The organism is Pedobacter sp. ASV12, from assembly GCF_016429155.1.
Classification (GTDB): Bacteria; Bacteroidota; Bacteroidia; order Sphingobacteriales; family Sphingobacteriaceae; genus Pedobacter.
Map to the genome: position 1 here is coordinate 17,850 of NZ_JAELUC010000041.1, position 15,081 is coordinate 32,930.

The 15,081-nt window shown below is 44.2% G+C and carries 16 protein-coding genes; 3 read left to right on the top strand and 13 right to left on the bottom strand.

The features are described from left to right. Positions 1–85: 85 nt before the first annotated feature. The 4 genes from JHD69_RS11345 to JHD69_RS11360 form a co-directional block, all read right to left on the bottom strand. Positions 86–2,461 (bottom strand): phosphocholine-specific phospholipase C, encoded by a 2,376-nt coding sequence (locus JHD69_RS11345; protein WP_199140377.1) that lies wholly within the window; start codon positions 2,459–2,461, stop codon positions 86–88. 94 nt (positions 2,462–2,555) lie between these two features. Continuing rightward, on the bottom strand, positions 2,556–3,425 hold the full coding sequence (locus tag JHD69_RS11350; RefSeq protein WP_199140379.1) for an aldose 1-epimerase family protein: 870 nt from the start codon (positions 3,423–3,425) through the stop codon (positions 2,556–2,558). A gap of 57 nt (positions 3,426–3,482) precedes the next feature. Continuing rightward, the gene (locus tag JHD69_RS11355) at positions 3,483–3,845 is read right to left on the bottom strand and encodes a hypothetical protein (protein WP_199140381.1); all 363 of its coding nucleotides are present in this window, start codon (positions 3,843–3,845) and stop codon (positions 3,483–3,485) included. After that, on the bottom strand, positions 3,845–4,540 hold the full coding sequence (locus JHD69_RS11360; RefSeq protein ID WP_199140384.1) for a LytR/AlgR family response regulator transcription factor: 696 nt from the start codon (positions 4,538–4,540) through the stop codon (positions 3,845–3,847). The genes JHD69_RS11355 and JHD69_RS11360 overlap by 1 nt, the downstream gene beginning before the upstream one ends. 232 nt (positions 4,541–4,772) lie before the next feature. Between JHD69_RS11360 and JHD69_RS11365 the strand changes: the two genes are divergently transcribed. The 3 genes from JHD69_RS11365 to JHD69_RS11375 all read left to right on the top strand — a co-directional run bounded on the left by JHD69_RS11365 (position 4,773) and on the right by JHD69_RS11375 (position 7,121). Beyond that, positions 4,773–5,375, top strand: coding sequence for an insulinase family protein (locus tag JHD69_RS11365; protein WP_199140386.1), 603 nt, complete (start codon positions 4,773–4,775; stop codon positions 5,373–5,375). 221 nt (positions 5,376–5,596) lie between these two features. Continuing rightward, positions 5,597–6,289, top strand: a complete 693-nt coding sequence (locus JHD69_RS11370; protein ID WP_199140388.1) for a DUF4377 domain-containing protein — start codon at positions 5,597–5,599, stop codon at positions 6,287–6,289. A 238-nt stretch (positions 6,290–6,527) separates the two neighbouring features. Beyond that, positions 6,528–7,121, top strand: coding sequence for an insulinase family protein (locus tag JHD69_RS11375; protein WP_199140390.1), 594 nt, complete (start codon positions 6,528–6,530; stop codon positions 7,119–7,121). 65 nt (positions 7,122–7,186) lie between these two features. On the opposite strand, the gene JHD69_RS11380 is transcribed toward JHD69_RS11375, so the two are convergent. From JHD69_RS11380 to JHD69_RS11420, 9 genes are all read right to left on the bottom strand, one after another. Beyond that, on the bottom strand, positions 7,187–8,185 hold the full coding sequence (locus tag JHD69_RS11380) for an FAD:protein FMN transferase (protein ID WP_199140392.1): 999 nt from the start codon (positions 8,183–8,185) through the stop codon (positions 7,187–7,189). Further along, a complete protein-coding gene (locus tag JHD69_RS11385) occupies positions 8,185–9,507 on the bottom strand; it encodes a Gfo/Idh/MocA family protein (RefSeq protein WP_199140394.1) in 1,323 nt (440 codons plus the stop codon). Before JHD69_RS11385 ends, JHD69_RS11380 begins: the two co-directional genes overlap by 1 nt. 29 nt (positions 9,508–9,536) lie before the next feature. Further along, the gene (locus JHD69_RS11390; RefSeq protein WP_199140402.1) at positions 9,537–10,502 is read right to left on the bottom strand and encodes a formylglycine-generating enzyme family protein; all 966 of its coding nucleotides are present in this window, start codon (positions 10,500–10,502) and stop codon (positions 9,537–9,539) included. A gap of 97 nt (positions 10,503–10,599) precedes the next feature. Next, entirely contained in the window at positions 10,600–11,094 is a 495-nt protein-coding gene (locus JHD69_RS11395; RefSeq protein ID WP_199140404.1) for a DUF1648 domain-containing protein, read from the bottom strand. A gap of 9 nt (positions 11,095–11,103) precedes the next feature. Continuing rightward, complete coding sequence (locus JHD69_RS11400; RefSeq protein WP_199140406.1) at positions 11,104–11,931, bottom strand: class I SAM-dependent methyltransferase; 828 nt, start codon at positions 11,929–11,931, stop codon at positions 11,104–11,106. A gap of 497 nt (positions 11,932–12,428) precedes the next feature. After that, positions 12,429–12,812 (bottom strand): hypothetical protein, encoded by a 384-nt coding sequence (locus JHD69_RS11405; protein ID WP_199140408.1) that lies wholly within the window; start codon positions 12,810–12,812, stop codon positions 12,429–12,431. A gap of 44 nt (positions 12,813–12,856) precedes the next feature. Continuing rightward, a complete protein-coding gene (locus JHD69_RS21000) occupies positions 12,857–13,831 on the bottom strand; it encodes an RHS repeat-associated core domain-containing protein (protein WP_370583482.1) in 975 nt (324 codons plus the stop codon). Between the two features lie 247 nt (positions 13,832–14,078). After that, a complete protein-coding gene (locus JHD69_RS11415) occupies positions 14,079–14,519 on the bottom strand; it encodes a hypothetical protein (RefSeq protein ID WP_199140411.1) in 441 nt (146 codons plus the stop codon). 281 nt (positions 14,520–14,800) lie between these two features. Beyond that, positions 14,801–15,081: hypothetical protein (locus tag JHD69_RS11420; RefSeq protein WP_199140413.1), on the bottom strand; the 281-nt coding region annotated here is incomplete at its 5' end.

Genomic DNA, 15,081 nt, shown 5'->3' on the forward strand with positions numbered 1-15,081 from the left:
ATCGAGAATTAATCGCACAGTTTTGCCACGGAGAATAAAAATACAAAGGGCCTAACATTTTTGTAGGCCCTTTGTAATTGGTGTCTTAAAGTACGCCACCCATCAGAGGGTCGCTAATTGATTCTTTTCCGGTTTCTACGTGTCCGGCATAATGCCTTAAAAAAGTAGGCGAGCCTTTAACCAACAACACAAAATCGTACCAACCCTTGCTTTTTTGCAGGTTTAAGCTAAGCTGTTTGCGTTGCTTGGCCGCTATGGTCAGTGTTTTGGCATTGGCTTTATAGGCGTCGTCTGTAATGCGGATTTCTAAGGCTTCAGTGCCTTTATTCTCCAACCAAAGCTGTAAATTACCTGTTGTTTTGTTGAGCAGGCCGCTTTGTTCATGCTTACACTCCAGGTTCAATGCCGGATCTTGCGCACTGCCTTTAAACTGGCGGTAAAATCCATTCGGGCCATTGAGTGCCAAATTATAAACCCCTCCTTCAAAATCCTCTACCTTCCACGAGTCGCTTAATTTGGCTTCGGCTTTTACGCCATAAGCCCAGGTTTTGCCGGCTTCGTTTTGATAAGTGCTTTTGGCGTACACGTTAAATGGAGCGCCGATGTTTTGCAGTTGGCCGCCTACCGGTGCTTTGCCAACCTCCAAATCAACGACAAATTCTTTTTTATCGGCATTTAACTGGCCGTCTGCAAACAGCTGGTAAGGCAAGGCACAGGCCAAACGCGTACCTTGTTCTTGTACGGGCATAGCGGCTGCCGATTCTTTTTCAAAAGGCAAATGCTGATTAATCTGCGCTATTTCGGCTTTAGAAAGCGCATTCGGCGTTACCTGTGCCGGCTTTGAGCGGGCATTTTGGATATCGGCAATTACCTTCTCCTTTTTCAAGCGGTTTGGCACATTCAGCTTTTCTCCATTATAAGGTCTAAAAACAGAGCTCAAATCTCCACAAACGGCCCTGCGCCAAGGGCTAATGGTGCTGCTTTTGATTTTCTTTCCGGTTTTATGGGTCAGGAAATTCTCCAAAAACATCAGCGACGAGGTATGGTCAAACACCTGCGAATTGACATAGCCACCCTTGCTCCATGGCGAGGCCACGATCATAGGCACGCGGTAGCCCAGGCCAATCGGACTGTCTTTTTTATACTCATAATCGACCGAGGTATCAATGCCCTCGCTCACCTTGCCCGTTGAAGGGTCGTTTGGTTTAGGGGCTACAAAAGGCGCCAAATGGTCAAAATAACCATCGTTTTCGTCGTAGGTTAAAATAAAGATGGTCTTTTTCCAGACTTCGGGGTTTTTGGTCAGGATATCGATCGCCTCCGAAACATACCATACGCCATACAAAGGCGAACTGGTGTGGTCTGAAAAACGCTGCGGCGCCACCAGCCACGATACGGTTGGCAATTTGCCATTGTCCACATCTTTTCTAAACTGCTCAAAAATGTCTTCCTTGGGCACATTCAAGGTTTCTTGCTGGCCTTGGTCGTTGGTAAAAGTTAAGGGGGCGAGCTTGAGGTAATCGGGATTGGCAATATTGGTGGCAAAGGCCTTGTCGATCATGTTTTTTTCCTTCGGCGAAAGCTTGTTGTATTGTTCAAGCACCTGTTCCACGCTCAATGGAGGCTTGCTGGTATGGTCGCCGTTTTTACGGAAATAGGCCGATAGTTTTACACGGTGGCGCTTTACGTACTCCAGCGGATTATCGCCATAGTTGCCCAACCAATCGTCAATATCTTCACCTGGCAACTTAGGCGTCCACAACTCATTTTGGTAAACTTTCCAGGATACGTTATGCTCTTCCAGTAGCTCCGGAAAAGTTTCCCAATCTACAAACACATTGTTCTGCGATTCGGCCTGCGAGTTGTTCACTACCGGAACGGCTTCGGCCTTTTGTTCGGGCCGAATGGTACCCGTCCAGAAGAACAGGCGATTTGGTGTAGTACCGGTTAGCGACGAACAGAAATTATGGTCGCAAACGGTAAAGGCATCGGCCATGGCATAGTAAAAAGGAATGTCTTCCCTTTGGTAATAGCCCAGGGCCATGAGCGATTTTACAGGCACCCACTTATCGTATTTACCCTTGTTGCGGGCCGCCACTTGGTCAGACCACGAATGGGGCAAGCCGCCTTGCCAAGTAATCTTGGTTTTGTTGATATCAACATGGAAAGGCGCATAGGTATTGCCCTTTTCATCGTTTTGCAACCATACCTTATTTTGGTTAGGCAGGGTTTTGGCCCTTGGATCGTTAAACCCGCGAACGCCGCGCATCTTGCCAAACATGTGGTCGAAAGAACGGTTTTCCTGCATCAGGAAAACAATGTGTTCGGCATCGTAAAAAGTAGTTCCGGGATCGGCATTGATAGCCATGGCCTTTTGGATAGACATCGGAACAACGTTGGAAAGGCCCAAGGCCCCAGACAACAACGTTGCCTTTTTAATAAAGTCTCTTCTTGAATCCATAGAGTAGATTAAGTAATTAGGAATAGATAGCCAAATGTACGCGCTACCCACTTCAATCTGAAAAGATTAAGATTAATTTTACAACAAGGATCTTTTAAAAGAAAGTAACTTTCCAGGTACGCTCCCAATTGCCCTGTGGGGCTAGTTGCTGTATACCTTCCTTAGTGGCCAGTTGCTGGTCGCTATCCGTGGCATCGGCTATGCCACACCAAGGCTCCAAACACACAAAGTCGGCATCTTTGGCCGCCCAAATGCCAAAATAGGGAAAGCCTTCGAACTTAAAGGTAAGCCCATTGTAGTTCTTGGAATTCATGAGGGTAATCTCGTTGCTCTGCAGCTGCTTCAGCACCAGGGCATCATCATAAAACAGCTCGTGCTTCAAATCAAGTTTGCCATCAGGCAGCGCCAGTACAGAAGTTTGGTCTGAAATAAGATTGGCTACGATATGATGGTATACCAGCTCCTGATCTTGGTTAAACTGCAAGGAATAATCTGTATAGCTACCCTGCTGGTTTAAAGGTGCGGCAAAAGCCGGATGTGCGCCTATCGAAAACAACAGCTCTTGGCTGGCCGGATTGTGCACTTCGTAAGTACAACAAAGGCTGGCTCCAAAAATCCTATAGCGCAGGTTCAATCGAAACTCGAAAGGATATATTTTGAGCGTCTCTTCGCTATGCCTCAGCGTAAAAAGGATTTCGTGCTCGCCTACCTGCCGGCAATCGAATTCCATGTCGCGGGCAAAGCCGTGCCTAGGCAAGGTATAAGTTTGGCCTTGGTAAAAATAGGTGTTGTCTTTGAGAGCGCCCACGATGGGAAAAAGCACGGGACTAAATTTGCCCCAAAACTTTGGGTCGCCACTCCATAAATACTCTGTCGAACTGTGGACACCGCTCACGCTTTGCAGCTCTGCACCTTTTGTTGCAAACGTGGCTTTGATATGCTCATTTTCTATCGCAATTAACATTCAATAAAAATAGCTGTTTGCACAATCAACACCTAGAAAAATAACATTTATTAACGATTAGTCGAGCGAGTGCAGGTAGTGTTGGGCTTCTACCAAGGCTTCGCGGCAAATGGCAATGATGATATGTACATGGGTGCGAAACAGGGCGATGGGCAAATCGGTGTATACCGTTGGCTCCATGTATTTTTCGAGTTTGGGGTAAAAACCCATAATGGATATGCTCGACTGCATGTGGTGCAAGGTAGTTTTAACCTTGGCATAATGCCCCATGGCCATATCACGTTCCAAACTGGCAAGGTTTTCGGGAATAATATCTACAAAAAGCCTGGCTACATTGCGTTCGTATGCTACATCGCCTTTTGCAATTTCCCTCACATAACTAAGGTCTAACAGCCGATAGGTTTGTTCTTCTAATTCCATTATATAATTTGCATTCTTTTGTTCAACAGGTTTTTGTAGGCATCTGATACGGGTACCAAGTTTTGGCCGATAACCAACGTACCGCCCTCAAGGGTATCTATTTTGCCTACATTGATGATATAAGATCGGTGTACCTTCAAAAAGATATGGGCCGGCAGCTTATCCTGCATGGCCTTTAGCGAGGAGTGAATGGTATACAAATTGTCTTTGGTGGCAATCCTTACATAATCGCCCTTGGCCTCAAGGTACAGGATATCGTTAATTCTAAGCCGCCTAACCACATTCGAATCCCTGATAAACATAAACTCGTCTGCCGGTCCGAAACTTTTGTCATTTTTGTTTTTTAGGGTTTCCTTGGCTTTTGCTATAGCCTGCAAAAACCTTGCTGGCGCGATGGGCTTGGTGATAAAATCAACCACGTTCAGTTCGAAGGCCTCTACCGCATAGTCTTTTTTGGAGGTGGTAAAAATGATCATGGGCTGGCGCTGCACAAAACTCTTGGCCAGTTCTATGCCGCTCATGCCGGGCATTTCAATATCGAGCAACAAGAGGTCGATCTGACTGGCCACAATTGCCGCATAGGCTATGGCCGCATCGCTGCATTCGCCTACTACGTTTAACGAAGGGTCGAGCATGGTTAATTGGCGCAGGGTAAGGCGGGCAATTTCATTATCGTCTATAATTAAGCAGTTCATCTATCAATATTTTAGCCCTATACTAAAATAATTAATATGTTTCAACGCCTAATCACTTCATTTTGTTCAATCTGTTCATTTTAAAAACTGCGAATGGGCGCTGTTTAAAGACATTTTAGCCTTACTCGTCGAACATTCTTGGTCATTTAACTACTTTTTGTTCAGAGATATAGGGATATCGGCTACCTTTGCTCCGGTAAAATTTAAAATTACTTAGCACAATTTATAAATCATGAAATTCACCACAAAAATCTCTATCCTCATCCTAAGCTTATTTGCTTCGCATGCAGCCTTAGCACAACGCATGAAAGAGCCTGTAAGTTTCAAGCTTAAAAACGGCCTTACCGTTATTGTAGCACAGCATGATGGTTTGGGCAAAGTGTATTCGCGCCTAACCATCGAAAATAAAGGTGCCGAAGGACAAAAAAATGCCGCACAGGTCTTTGAAAGCTACCTCAACGGCAAAGCCAACACCTTTAACCAAAACGTAAGCAAAAGCAATACCATAACGCCACAGGTAAGCCTAACGGTTGACGAGGCCAATACCTCCACCAGCATTGCCGACTTCGAACATGCACTGCAGTTTGTAGCCGATAACTTTGTAAATCCGGAGTTAAGCCAACAAGCTTTTGAGGAAATGAGAAGCCAGCCGAAAAGCAACAAAACAGATTTGGAAAATGTTAGCCTGGCCGACATAAAGTCTTTCTATGCCAACCATTTTAAAGCAAGCGATGCCTTTATTACCATTGCCGGCGATATTGATGTAGCCACAGCCAAAACCATTGCCAACAGGGCATTTGGCAACTGGAAAACAGAAGCCATATTGGCCAAATAGCAATTGCTCAAAGCAAATACCGACTGAAAGTCGGAGCAGGTTTTAGGCTTGTTCCGACTTTTTTTTATGGAATAAACCCTTGGTTTTTCGGATTTACACCCCTTATTCTAGCCCTTACCTTGGCCACGATTACGGGCAATGGCCTGATTCTTGTTAACAGCTTTGAACAATTTCTTATGGAAAGCCCACAACTTGGGCATCCTTTATTAAAATAACACATAATGAAAAATTACTTGATCAAAAAAATCGCCCCTAAACTGTTTTTAACCTTCGCCTTGATTTTAGGCCTATCTATGGTTAGCCGTGCAACTGTCATTAGGCTTACCGTTAAAGAAGACCTGGCCAGCTGCACTGGCGTAGCGCCAATGACCTGTATGCAGGTAAAATACAAAAACAGCAAAAGCTGGGAGCTATTTTATAGTCAGATCAACGGCTTTAAATACGAAGCGGGCTATCGCTACGTGTTGCTGGTTAACCGCACCAAAAGAAAAAACGTTCCTGCCGACGCTTCGGCCTATATTTACACTTTGAAAAAGGTAGTGAAAAAGCAAAAAATGCAAACCCAAACCAGCCCTTGGGATTTTGTGGTGAAGCACAAATGGAAGCTGATCCAAATGAACGGCGTTGCCCAATCCAACTCGCCGGTTTATTTTTCATTTGATACCACCAACAAACGCATCGCTGGAAAATCGGGTTGCAACAACTTTTTTGGTGGTTTCGAGCGCAACGGAAACAGCCTTACCTTTAAGCAAATGGGCAGTACCATGATGGCTTGCAGCGACGAGCTGAACAAATTGGAGCATCAGTTTCTAACGGCCATAGGCAACCAGGCTTTTACCTACGATGTGGCAGACCAGACCTTAAACCTTTACCAAAACAATAAATTAGTCTTGATGTTTGGAACAACATTATAACCTAATTTTGTTTTACAAAAAAGGCCTGCATTAAACTGCAGGCCTTTTTTTGTGGTTTGAAATCGTTCATGCACGCTGGCAATAACCAACTTCGCAATTAAAAGACAGATTCGGCCCATTCGTCGAACCTTAATGCCTTTCTAACTATCCTCTATTTAGAGACTTAACCAACCGACATACCTTTGTCATGAAGAAACGCTTTTAAAATCTGATCAAGTAAATGTATTTAATTAAAATTATGAAATTCACCACTAAAATCACCTTCATCATCCTAAGTCTCTTCTTCTTTAATGCGGCGTTTGCACAAAACCCCAAAGCGCCTGTTTCTTTCAAACTCAAGAATGGCGTAACTGTAATTGTGGCCCAAAATGCAGGAATGGGAAAAATTTATTCTCGTTTAACCATCGAAAACCAAAACGCCACCGAGCAAAAAAATGTGGCTCAGGTTTTCGAAAGCTTTTTGAACAAAAGAGCCAATGCTTTTCAAGGCAGCACCAACAGCGAAGGCATTGCTCCTAAAGTAAGCCTGAGCGTTGACGAAGCCAATACCGCTACCAATGTAGCCGATTTTCAACAAGCTTTGCAGTTTGTTTCTGATCACTTGACCAACACCACCTTGAGCGAGCAGGCATTCGAGCATCTTAAAGCCCAATTAAAAGACAGAGACGATTTGGCCAATGTTAGTCTGGCAGATGTGAAAGCCTTTTACGCCAACCATTTTGCTCCGGCTCAAACCTTTATTACCATTGCCGGCGATATTGATGTGTCTACCGCTAAGGCCATGGCCAACAAAGCCTTTGGCGATTGGAAAGCCCAAACCGCAGCGCTTTAAGCAAAAAAACGAATGATAAAATAGGCCCGGCGAATGTCGGGCTTTTTTATTTTCCTGCAGCGATTTTAATTGGCCAACATTTTTTTGAAGCCCGTACTTGCCGTATCGGCTAGTTTGCCATCTGCACGTTTATAAATCAAATAGGCTTCTAAATCTTTATGCCGGTCGACAAATTGCAGGGCCTCGCCTACTTTCATGGCCATCAACACATTATCATAGCCATCGGCGGTGATGCCATCTTTGGCGTATACCGTTGCACTGATGATTTCGCCGTTTAAGGGAAATCCTGTTTGGGGATTGATCAGGTACGACATTCTTTTGGTTTCTAAATAGCCACGGTAATTGCCCGATGTGGTAATGGCGCCCTGGTTTGTGGCTAAAACATGTTTGATAGTTGGTGCGCCCCCTCTTTCGCTATCCGGCCCCTCTATGCCAATACGGATGGGCTTGCCATCGGGCTTGGGGCCTTTCAGCCTGATTTCGCCACCTATTTCGACCACATAAGCAACAACATGGAGTTTGTCAAGAAAATCGGCCAAAACATCAACCGAATAGCCTTGTGCAATACCGTTTACATCGACATGCATGGCCGGTTTTTGCTTGGCCAAATGATTGCCCTTGAGCTGGAGCTTATCCATGCCCACCAGAGGAAGCAATTGCCTAACTTTTGCCGAATCAACGTTATTGGGATCATGTTTGGCGCGGATCCAATAGTTAACCAGTGGTTCTACCGTGATGTCGAATATACCTTTAGTGTCGCGATAGATTTCAAATGAGCGCTTTACCACTTTTAAAAAATGTGCATCCAGTTTTAAGCCTTTACCTGACTGGTTAAACCGACTGATGGTTGAATTTGGCCGATACAAGGACATCGACAAATCGATTACGTTCAAGATGCTGTCTACCTGCCGTTTGCCGACTATGCTGTCGGCCGCATAATAGCTTAACGCATAAGTGGTACCTTGCGCCTCTCCGTTGATTTTAAATTCGTGCAACGCAGGGCGATGGAAGGAAAAAAGAAAAAATGCCCCTAAACAAGCTAGGGGCAATAGGTATAGTTTCATTAAGACAGTACTTTTGTTTTCCCTGGCCGGGCAACGGGATAAAGCCCATCAGCATCGGGCAGAACCTTTGGCTGTGCATCCCAGGCAAATTGGCTTGGCAACAAGCTGTTTTCGGCCTTTAAGGCATCGTCCCATTTGATTACCTCACCCGAATAAGTGGCATAGCGACCAATAATGGCGGTAAAGCAGCTTTTCGCGGCTCTTTCGGCATCCCAGAACTTATATTCGTTTTTAGCAATGGCTTCAAACAGTTCGTCGTGTTCGGTTTGGTAAGGGTTGGCATTGCCTTTGGTGGGATGGCTAAAAAGCTCCTTGCCTTTGTGGTCCCATAAGATGCCGTTGTTGCCGGCCGAAAGGTACACACGGCCTTTGGTGCCTTGGAAAGTCTCGTCGACACGGTTACTGATGCCTTCGAAATGGCGGCATTGGCTGTAAATCACCGAACCATCGGCATAAGTTAACTCTACGGCATGGTTATCATAAATTTCGCCATAGTTTTTGCCCGTACGCCAGGCCCTGCTGCCTGTGCCCTGAACCGAAACCGGATAGGCATTTTTTACCCAGTTGGCGATGTCGATGTTGTGTACGTGCTGCTCAACGATATGATCGCCGCACAGCCAGTTAAAATAATACCAGTTGCGCATCTGGTACTCCATTTCGGTTTGGTTGGGCTGGCGCTGCTTTACCCACACGCCGCCGCTGTTCCAATATACTTGTCCCGAAACGATATCGCCGATGGCGCCGTCTTGGATTCTTTTTAAGGTTTCGCGGTAATTGGCCTGGTACCTGCGCTGTAAACCTACCACTACGTTCAGCTTTTTCTTTTTGGCCAACTCGGCCGCCGCCAATACTTTTCTGATGCCTGGCGAATCGACCGCTACCGGTTTTTCCATAAACACATGTTTGTTTTGGTTAATGGCTTCTTCAAAGTGGATCGGCCTAAATCCCGGCGGGGTAACCAACAAAACCACATCGGCCAAGGCAATGGCTTTTTTATAGGCGTCGAAACCTACAAACTGACGCTCTTTGGGAACATCCACCTTTTCTTTGAATTTTTCGGAAAGCACTTTGTAGCTATTGTCTAACCGGTCTTGAAAGGCATCGGCCATAGCTACCAGTTTAAGATTGAATTTGGTGCTTAAAGCCTGAAAAGCCGCACCAGTGCCACGGTCGCCACAACCGATAAGGGCAATTTTAATGGTATCGTCTACTGACGATGGCGTCGCCCAGGTATAGCCGCTCAGCATCACGCCGCCCGCTACCAGTGCCGAAGCCTTTAAAAACTCTCTCCGTTCGTTTTGTGTTTTACTGTTATCTGTCATAGGTTTTATTTGGTTACTAAGGTTAAAGGTTAATAATCTTTTATAGGTGCTTTGTTATAATAGGCATCGATGTCGGCCTTGCTGGGTGGATTTACCGGCCTCACCAATCTTATGCCGATAAAAGGCGCTTCCGGAAACCACCAGTTACTTTTGGGAATTTGGGGATCGATTTGCTTCCAGGCCGGTTCTGATGCGCTTCTGGCCGCCGATCTGAGGGACTTGGCATCATCATCGTAAGAGCCGCCCCTAATTACCAAAGGATACAATTTAGTAGGAACAGCCACTGGATTATTAGTTTCGGCCTTGCCCAGGCTGGCATAAAAATCAGGCTCGTATTGGTCGTAGGTCCACTCGGCTACGTTGCCATGCATGTCATACAGCCCCCAGGCATTAGGTTTTTTCTGGCCTACCTCATGTGTTTTTTTATCACTGTTGCCTTTAAACCAAGCATATTCGCCTAGTTTTTTCGGGTCGTTACCAAACGCATAATCGGTTGCGCTGCCAGCCCTGCAGGCATATTCCCACTCGGCTTCGGTAGGCAGCCGATAAAACACGCCGGTTCGTGCATATAGCCATTTACAAAACTGGATGGCATTGTATTGGGTCATGGCCAAAGCCGGTTTTCCAGCCTTGCCCATGCCAAAAGTCATATCGAGGTAAGGCTTAGTGGGCCTGGTTACCGCATCAACTTGTGGCGGAATAGCACCCACGCTATTGTTGGTTTCGTAATCTTTATAGAGAAACGGCTCGTAAATATCCCAAATCACTTCGAACTTGCTCATCCAAAACGGGTCTATTTTTACCTGATGAATTGGGGCTTCGTCTTTATTGCCATTTTTGCTGCCCATGGCAAAACTCCCCCCAGGGATGGCCTGCATTTCAAAAGAAAGCCTGGTGCCATCAATTTGCTGTCGATAAGCCGCATGAGGCTCTTGTGCCAGCGCCTGCATGCCCATAGATGTAAGGCAAAGCAGGGTTAATAGTCTGTTTTTCATGAGACTAAAAATAGAAAGAAATTTTAACTTTTAGGAAAAGAAGGCCTATTTACGGGCAATTTTCTTTCACCCAGGCCAAAACAATAGCCAACAAACCTTATTTGATTTTGAAAGACCTGACCACAAAATAGGCTACGGGAACAAAAACAAAGACCAGTACCGTTGGCAAAAACCAAACGCCCAAACCCAACGTTCCACCGGCAGTTGCTTTCATGGTTTTAAACTGGATAAACAGAAAAACCAGCATCAACATCAACTGGAGTAGCCTGAGCAAACGCGTGGCATTGGTATACTGCCTTAGGGCGTTTTCGGCCGTAATTTCGGTCGGATAATTAAACACTTGTGGAAAACGATTTAAAACGGCAATAGCCATAAAAAGAACCGTTCCGATGGCCGGCAAGATAAAAACAGTACGTTTGCTACCATAAGCATCTACTTTGCCCATGGCATTGTAATGGGTAGGAATGATATCGGGCAAACCCTGGTAATGGCTTATGGTAAACCACCATAAAATCATAAGTGCAATGCAGCCCAGTACAACTACCACCTTATCTAAAGGCGATAATGCGAGCTGTAGTCTGGGCCTTTCCATGAGTTTAAGTTAAGCATTTTTTTCGACTTTTTGAGCCGCCAGCATCATGTGCGGACTCAGGCAAAGCAATTCCTGATCTGTTTCGGTTTGGGCTAGCAATTGCAATAATCTTGCTCGCTTTGCTTCGGTGGCCCAGCTTTCGAAAAAAGATTTGTCCATCCAAATCACCCCCTCTACCGCCACCAAATTAAGCACTTGCAAATTACAGGCCTCAAATTCGTTGATTAATGCCGAAGGGCGATGAAAATAGGCCTCGGCCAACATGCCTGGAAAAGCCTTTGGCGGATGATGCAAGCTCGTAGACAACTCTGCTGTGCACATTTTAAAAACCTCCGGATGATGGAACATGCCACTTTGAAAGGCCGCCAGGGTTGATGCCGCAAAAGTAATGGCAAAGCCCAGCACTACCCCTCCGTTTTTCAGTACCCTTTTGGCTTCGGTAATAGCCATCAGGCGTTCCTGCCGGTCTTGGATATGGTACAAGGGCCCGTGCAAAATAACCACATCGATGCTATGATCGGCAAAGGGCAGCTTTTTGGCTTCACCAAGCAACGATTTAAATGGGTTTTTAGCTTTTTTGGCTCGTTTTTCTGCCTGCTGGATGTGCTTTTGTACCGGATCGATCAGCGTTACTTCATGCCCTAAGCTACTTAGCCACGCGGCATAATGACCCGGACCGCCACCTACATCGGCAATGGCCAGCTTGTCTTTTTGAAGGTAGCGCGAGATCAGTTCTTTGTTGCGTGCAAATTCCAGCGGACCAAGGCCGAGCTGTAAACGGGTCTCTTCCGAACTTTGGTTATAGAACGAATCGATTGTGGGATTGATGAGGGCCATAATAGAACAAAGCTAAAAAAAGATCACCAATGTTGTTGCACAGCTGCCATACCTGCCAAATTTTCCACCAAGGTTTAGCTGGCCTGTTTTCCCCTTTTGGAAAAATCACAACTGATCGATTCTGGCCGACCAAGGCAGCATCATTTATAATACCTGTTTATGAGAAAACTAATAGCATATTTCAAATTAGCGACTTGGAGTCAACTACATTGGTTTGTGCAGTGGTGGCATTGCTGTTGAGTTCATAAGCATAATTCTCCTCATGGCGGAATCTCTAGCTTAGGGAATTTTAAGGTATACAGTGTCTGGCTGGAAAAACTACAAGCTATTGACCCCTCTTCGCCAAAAATAATCTAATAGCTAACTTGGTTGCAACCAAGCTATTCTGTTACCTGCCGAAATTGGCCGGAAGCGGTCAATCAAATTGGTTTTCCAGTCAGGCATACTATTTCTTGTAAAGATCGGCAAAAAACAAAATCATAGTCCAGGAAACAAAATCAGGATTGTATGTTGCCAAACTCGACCTTGCCGTCTTTTAAGGTGTACTTGATTTGCTTTTTATATTGCTCGTTGCCTTTTTCAACAATTCTTATCTCAATGGCGTCATAGCTCCTATCAGCTTCTTTGAGCAAAACATCAACAGCGATACCGGCAATGAAATAGTTTCCTTCCTTAAAGTTCTTAATAATACCTGCTTCTAACACTTCGATCAGTTCTTGGGCGGGAGGATTATCATTTTCTGAATATGCACTTAAGGGTACAATTCTATTGTTTTTGTCAATAGCACAACCAAAAGGATAGAATGCCCCTAATTCTTTTAAATATTGCTCTGCTTGATACAATATATTGTTTACCATCATTTCTTCAAAAGTGTCTTTCATGTTGTCTCTTTATTAGTTGAACTATTAAAATTTTATATGCTGGTCTATAGCAGGTCTATTTCTCTCGATATAGCATTCCAAATTGTTTTAGATGGACTAGGAGACGGCTTGCCAATGGGAACTAATGATGGTGATTTGACCCTAGTGTTGTCGCTTTTGACAGTGATAATTTCTTGATAGGTTTTAATCTCAAATGACGAATTTTTAAGTGGCTTGGATATTTTAGCACCCTTGTTGATTAACAATTCAGGTGAAAATCCATTGTCATTTGATATCTTTCCCTGAACCCTAAGCTGTTTAGTATATGATTGTCTTATAACATTCTTTACTTCAGAAGTTGATAATCCATCATTTTTGAGAGCATCGGGAATAGTTGTCACTTCTTCACCAGTTTTTGGATCAGTGCCTTTAAATGGTTTAGTATTCTTTTCAAGACCATTCTTCATCAACTGCTCAGCCTCTGCCGCATTTCCTCTTTTGAATGCTTCCATGCTTTTCCCAGCGAATTCCCCTCCGGCTTTTGCAACATTTTCTACTGTATATTTACTTGTTTCTGCCAAAGGCGCCAATCTAGGAACAACTGAATTATTCCCAAAAAAGGTAGTAAAGGGAATACCTTCTAAACCATCGAGATCAATATTTCTAACAGGATCATTAGATGCATATTGATAGCTAGTCATCCATGGAAAATGCTCAGCAACTGGGTCAATAACGATAAAACGTCCAACCACCGGGTCATAGAACCTCGCCCCATAATCGTACTGTTCCAGCTCGGTCTGCAATTCCTTGCCATTATACAGGTATTTGTTGTCCAGCGATACTGGACTGCCCGCAGATTTCCTTAAGCCAAAAGGATAGTAGTTATCCTCTTGCAGCCTGCGCATGGCTCCCCCGTAAATATCGAAAACGTAGCGCACATTTCCAAGATGGTCGGTCAGGTTGTAGATATAGGTGTAGGTGCCCCCGTTGTTCTGGGCCTTGCCCTCCTCGGTCTGGATGAAGTCGATCGTGCAGTTCACGTGGTCAGTGACGGTGCAACTGGCCGTAGACAGGTAGGCCAAAGCGATGCCATCCCTATTGAATGGGCTTAGATCATGAGTAGCAAAGGTCGGGATAATAAATCCCGACCAGCTAAGGCCATCCAGGTACTGGATACCAAGAATGTAATTTTTGATTTTAGCAGGTTAGAGCGACCTTGTTTGATTTGGTAGTCTGTGTGAGCCACAAACCAAGGAGTTGGGATTGAATAATTGCTTTGAGACCGTTTTACTCCACTTTACGGTAAACAATCTTTACATTATCTATGGTCCTTTGTTCTTTCCATTGTCCATTGGACATTCTTAGCGAACCCAAAAAGCTTATAGCATTTCCGCTTATTAAATATTTATCTTTAAAATATTCCGTTTTATTATTGTTTTCTGAATGAGAATCGTCTTTTAGTGATACTATCAAAGTATCTCTTATAAAGCTATACTCTCCGTTGAAGGCATAGTTTAATTCGCAATCATAAGAGATAGCTTTCTGGTTTGGCTTAAATACCAAAGTATCTATACATGCATCCGAGACATGGAAGATCCAAGTTGTATTAGTTAAATCGACATTTTTTATGCCTGAATGAATATTTTGTTTCTCTGTCTTTTTGTCTTTTGAATCGTTACAAGAAACACACAATATAGCTACTAACAAGTATATTAATTTATTAACCATAATCTAAAAAATCTTTCCCCAGCCATCCCAATACTTGAAACCGGAAGTAGCAGGTTGAGGTTTTGTCTTGCTTCTTAAATAATAAGTCCCTTTAAAATCACTAGGCACATTCTTCATAAAATCAGTCATTCCATTCGGATCGCCGTTTCCGATGGTTTGACACCCTTGAGAAATTGCGACTCCTATAATAGTAACTAGACTTGGCCGTGCTTTAAAAGAAAATATAAGATTAGTTGTTAAAAAGAATGTTCTTGTGCCACAGACTAGAGAATTGAATATTCTCATAATTTCGAAAAGCACCAAAAGCTATAATTTAAAATTATATTAATCACTATAAAAAGCACCAAAATATAAACCCTATTATCTGGTATGGTTAATGCTAAACGCGAAGAAAATGACCTTAGATTCAAAAGTATCAGAAAAATAATAGATAAAAACTCTAAAAGAAAAAGGTCGATAGCAGTTATTCTAAAAACATAGCCATTAACCTGTCTCTTATACACATCTAAAAAGGGGGGGGGGGGGGGGGGGGGGGGGGGGGGGGGGGGGGGGGGGGGGGGGG

Bases quoted from the DNA above. Each gene is read 5' to 3' on its own strand.
- JHD69_RS11345 (WP_199140377.1), bottom strand. From the start codon at position 2,461: ATGGATTCAAGAAGAGACTTTATTAAAAAGGCAACGTTGTTGTCTGGG.
- JHD69_RS11350 (WP_199140379.1), bottom strand. From the start codon at position 3,425: ATGTTAATTGCGATAGAAAATGAGCATATCAAAGCCACGTTTGCAACA.
- JHD69_RS11355 (WP_199140381.1), bottom strand. From the start codon at position 3,845: ATGGAATTAGAAGAACAAACCTATCGGCTGTTAGACCTTAGTTATGTG.
- JHD69_RS11360 (WP_199140384.1), bottom strand. From the start codon at position 4,540: ATGAACTGCTTAATTATAGACGATAATGAAATTGCCCGCCTTACCCTG.
- JHD69_RS11365 (WP_199140386.1), top strand. From the start codon at position 4,773: ATGAAATTCACCACAAAAATCTCTATCCTCATCCTAAGCTTATTTGCT.
- JHD69_RS11370 (WP_199140388.1), top strand. From the start codon at position 5,597: ATGAAAAATTACTTGATCAAAAAAATCGCCCCTAAACTGTTTTTAACC.
- JHD69_RS11375 (WP_199140390.1), top strand. From the start codon at position 6,528: ATGAAATTCACCACTAAAATCACCTTCATCATCCTAAGTCTCTTCTTC.
- JHD69_RS11380 (WP_199140392.1), bottom strand. From the start codon at position 8,185: ATGAAACTATACCTATTGCCCCTAGCTTGTTTAGGGGCATTTTTTCTT.
- JHD69_RS11385 (WP_199140394.1), bottom strand. From the start codon at position 9,507: ATGACAGATAACAGTAAAACACAAAACGAACGGAGAGAGTTTTTAAAG.
- JHD69_RS11390 (WP_199140402.1), bottom strand. From the start codon at position 10,502: ATGAAAAACAGACTATTAACCCTGCTTTGCCTTACATCTATGGGCATG.
- JHD69_RS11395 (WP_199140404.1), bottom strand. From the start codon at position 11,094: ATGGAAAGGCCCAGACTACAGCTCGCATTATCGCCTTTAGATAAGGTG.
- JHD69_RS11400 (WP_199140406.1), bottom strand. From the start codon at position 11,931: ATGGCCCTCATCAATCCCACAATCGATTCGTTCTATAACCAAAGTTCG.
- JHD69_RS11405 (WP_199140408.1), bottom strand. From the start codon at position 12,812: ATGAAAGACACTTTTGAAGAAATGATGGTAAACAATATATTGTATCAA.
- JHD69_RS11415 (WP_199140411.1), bottom strand. From the start codon at position 14,519: ATGGTTAATAAATTAATATACTTGTTAGTAGCTATATTGTGTGTTTCT.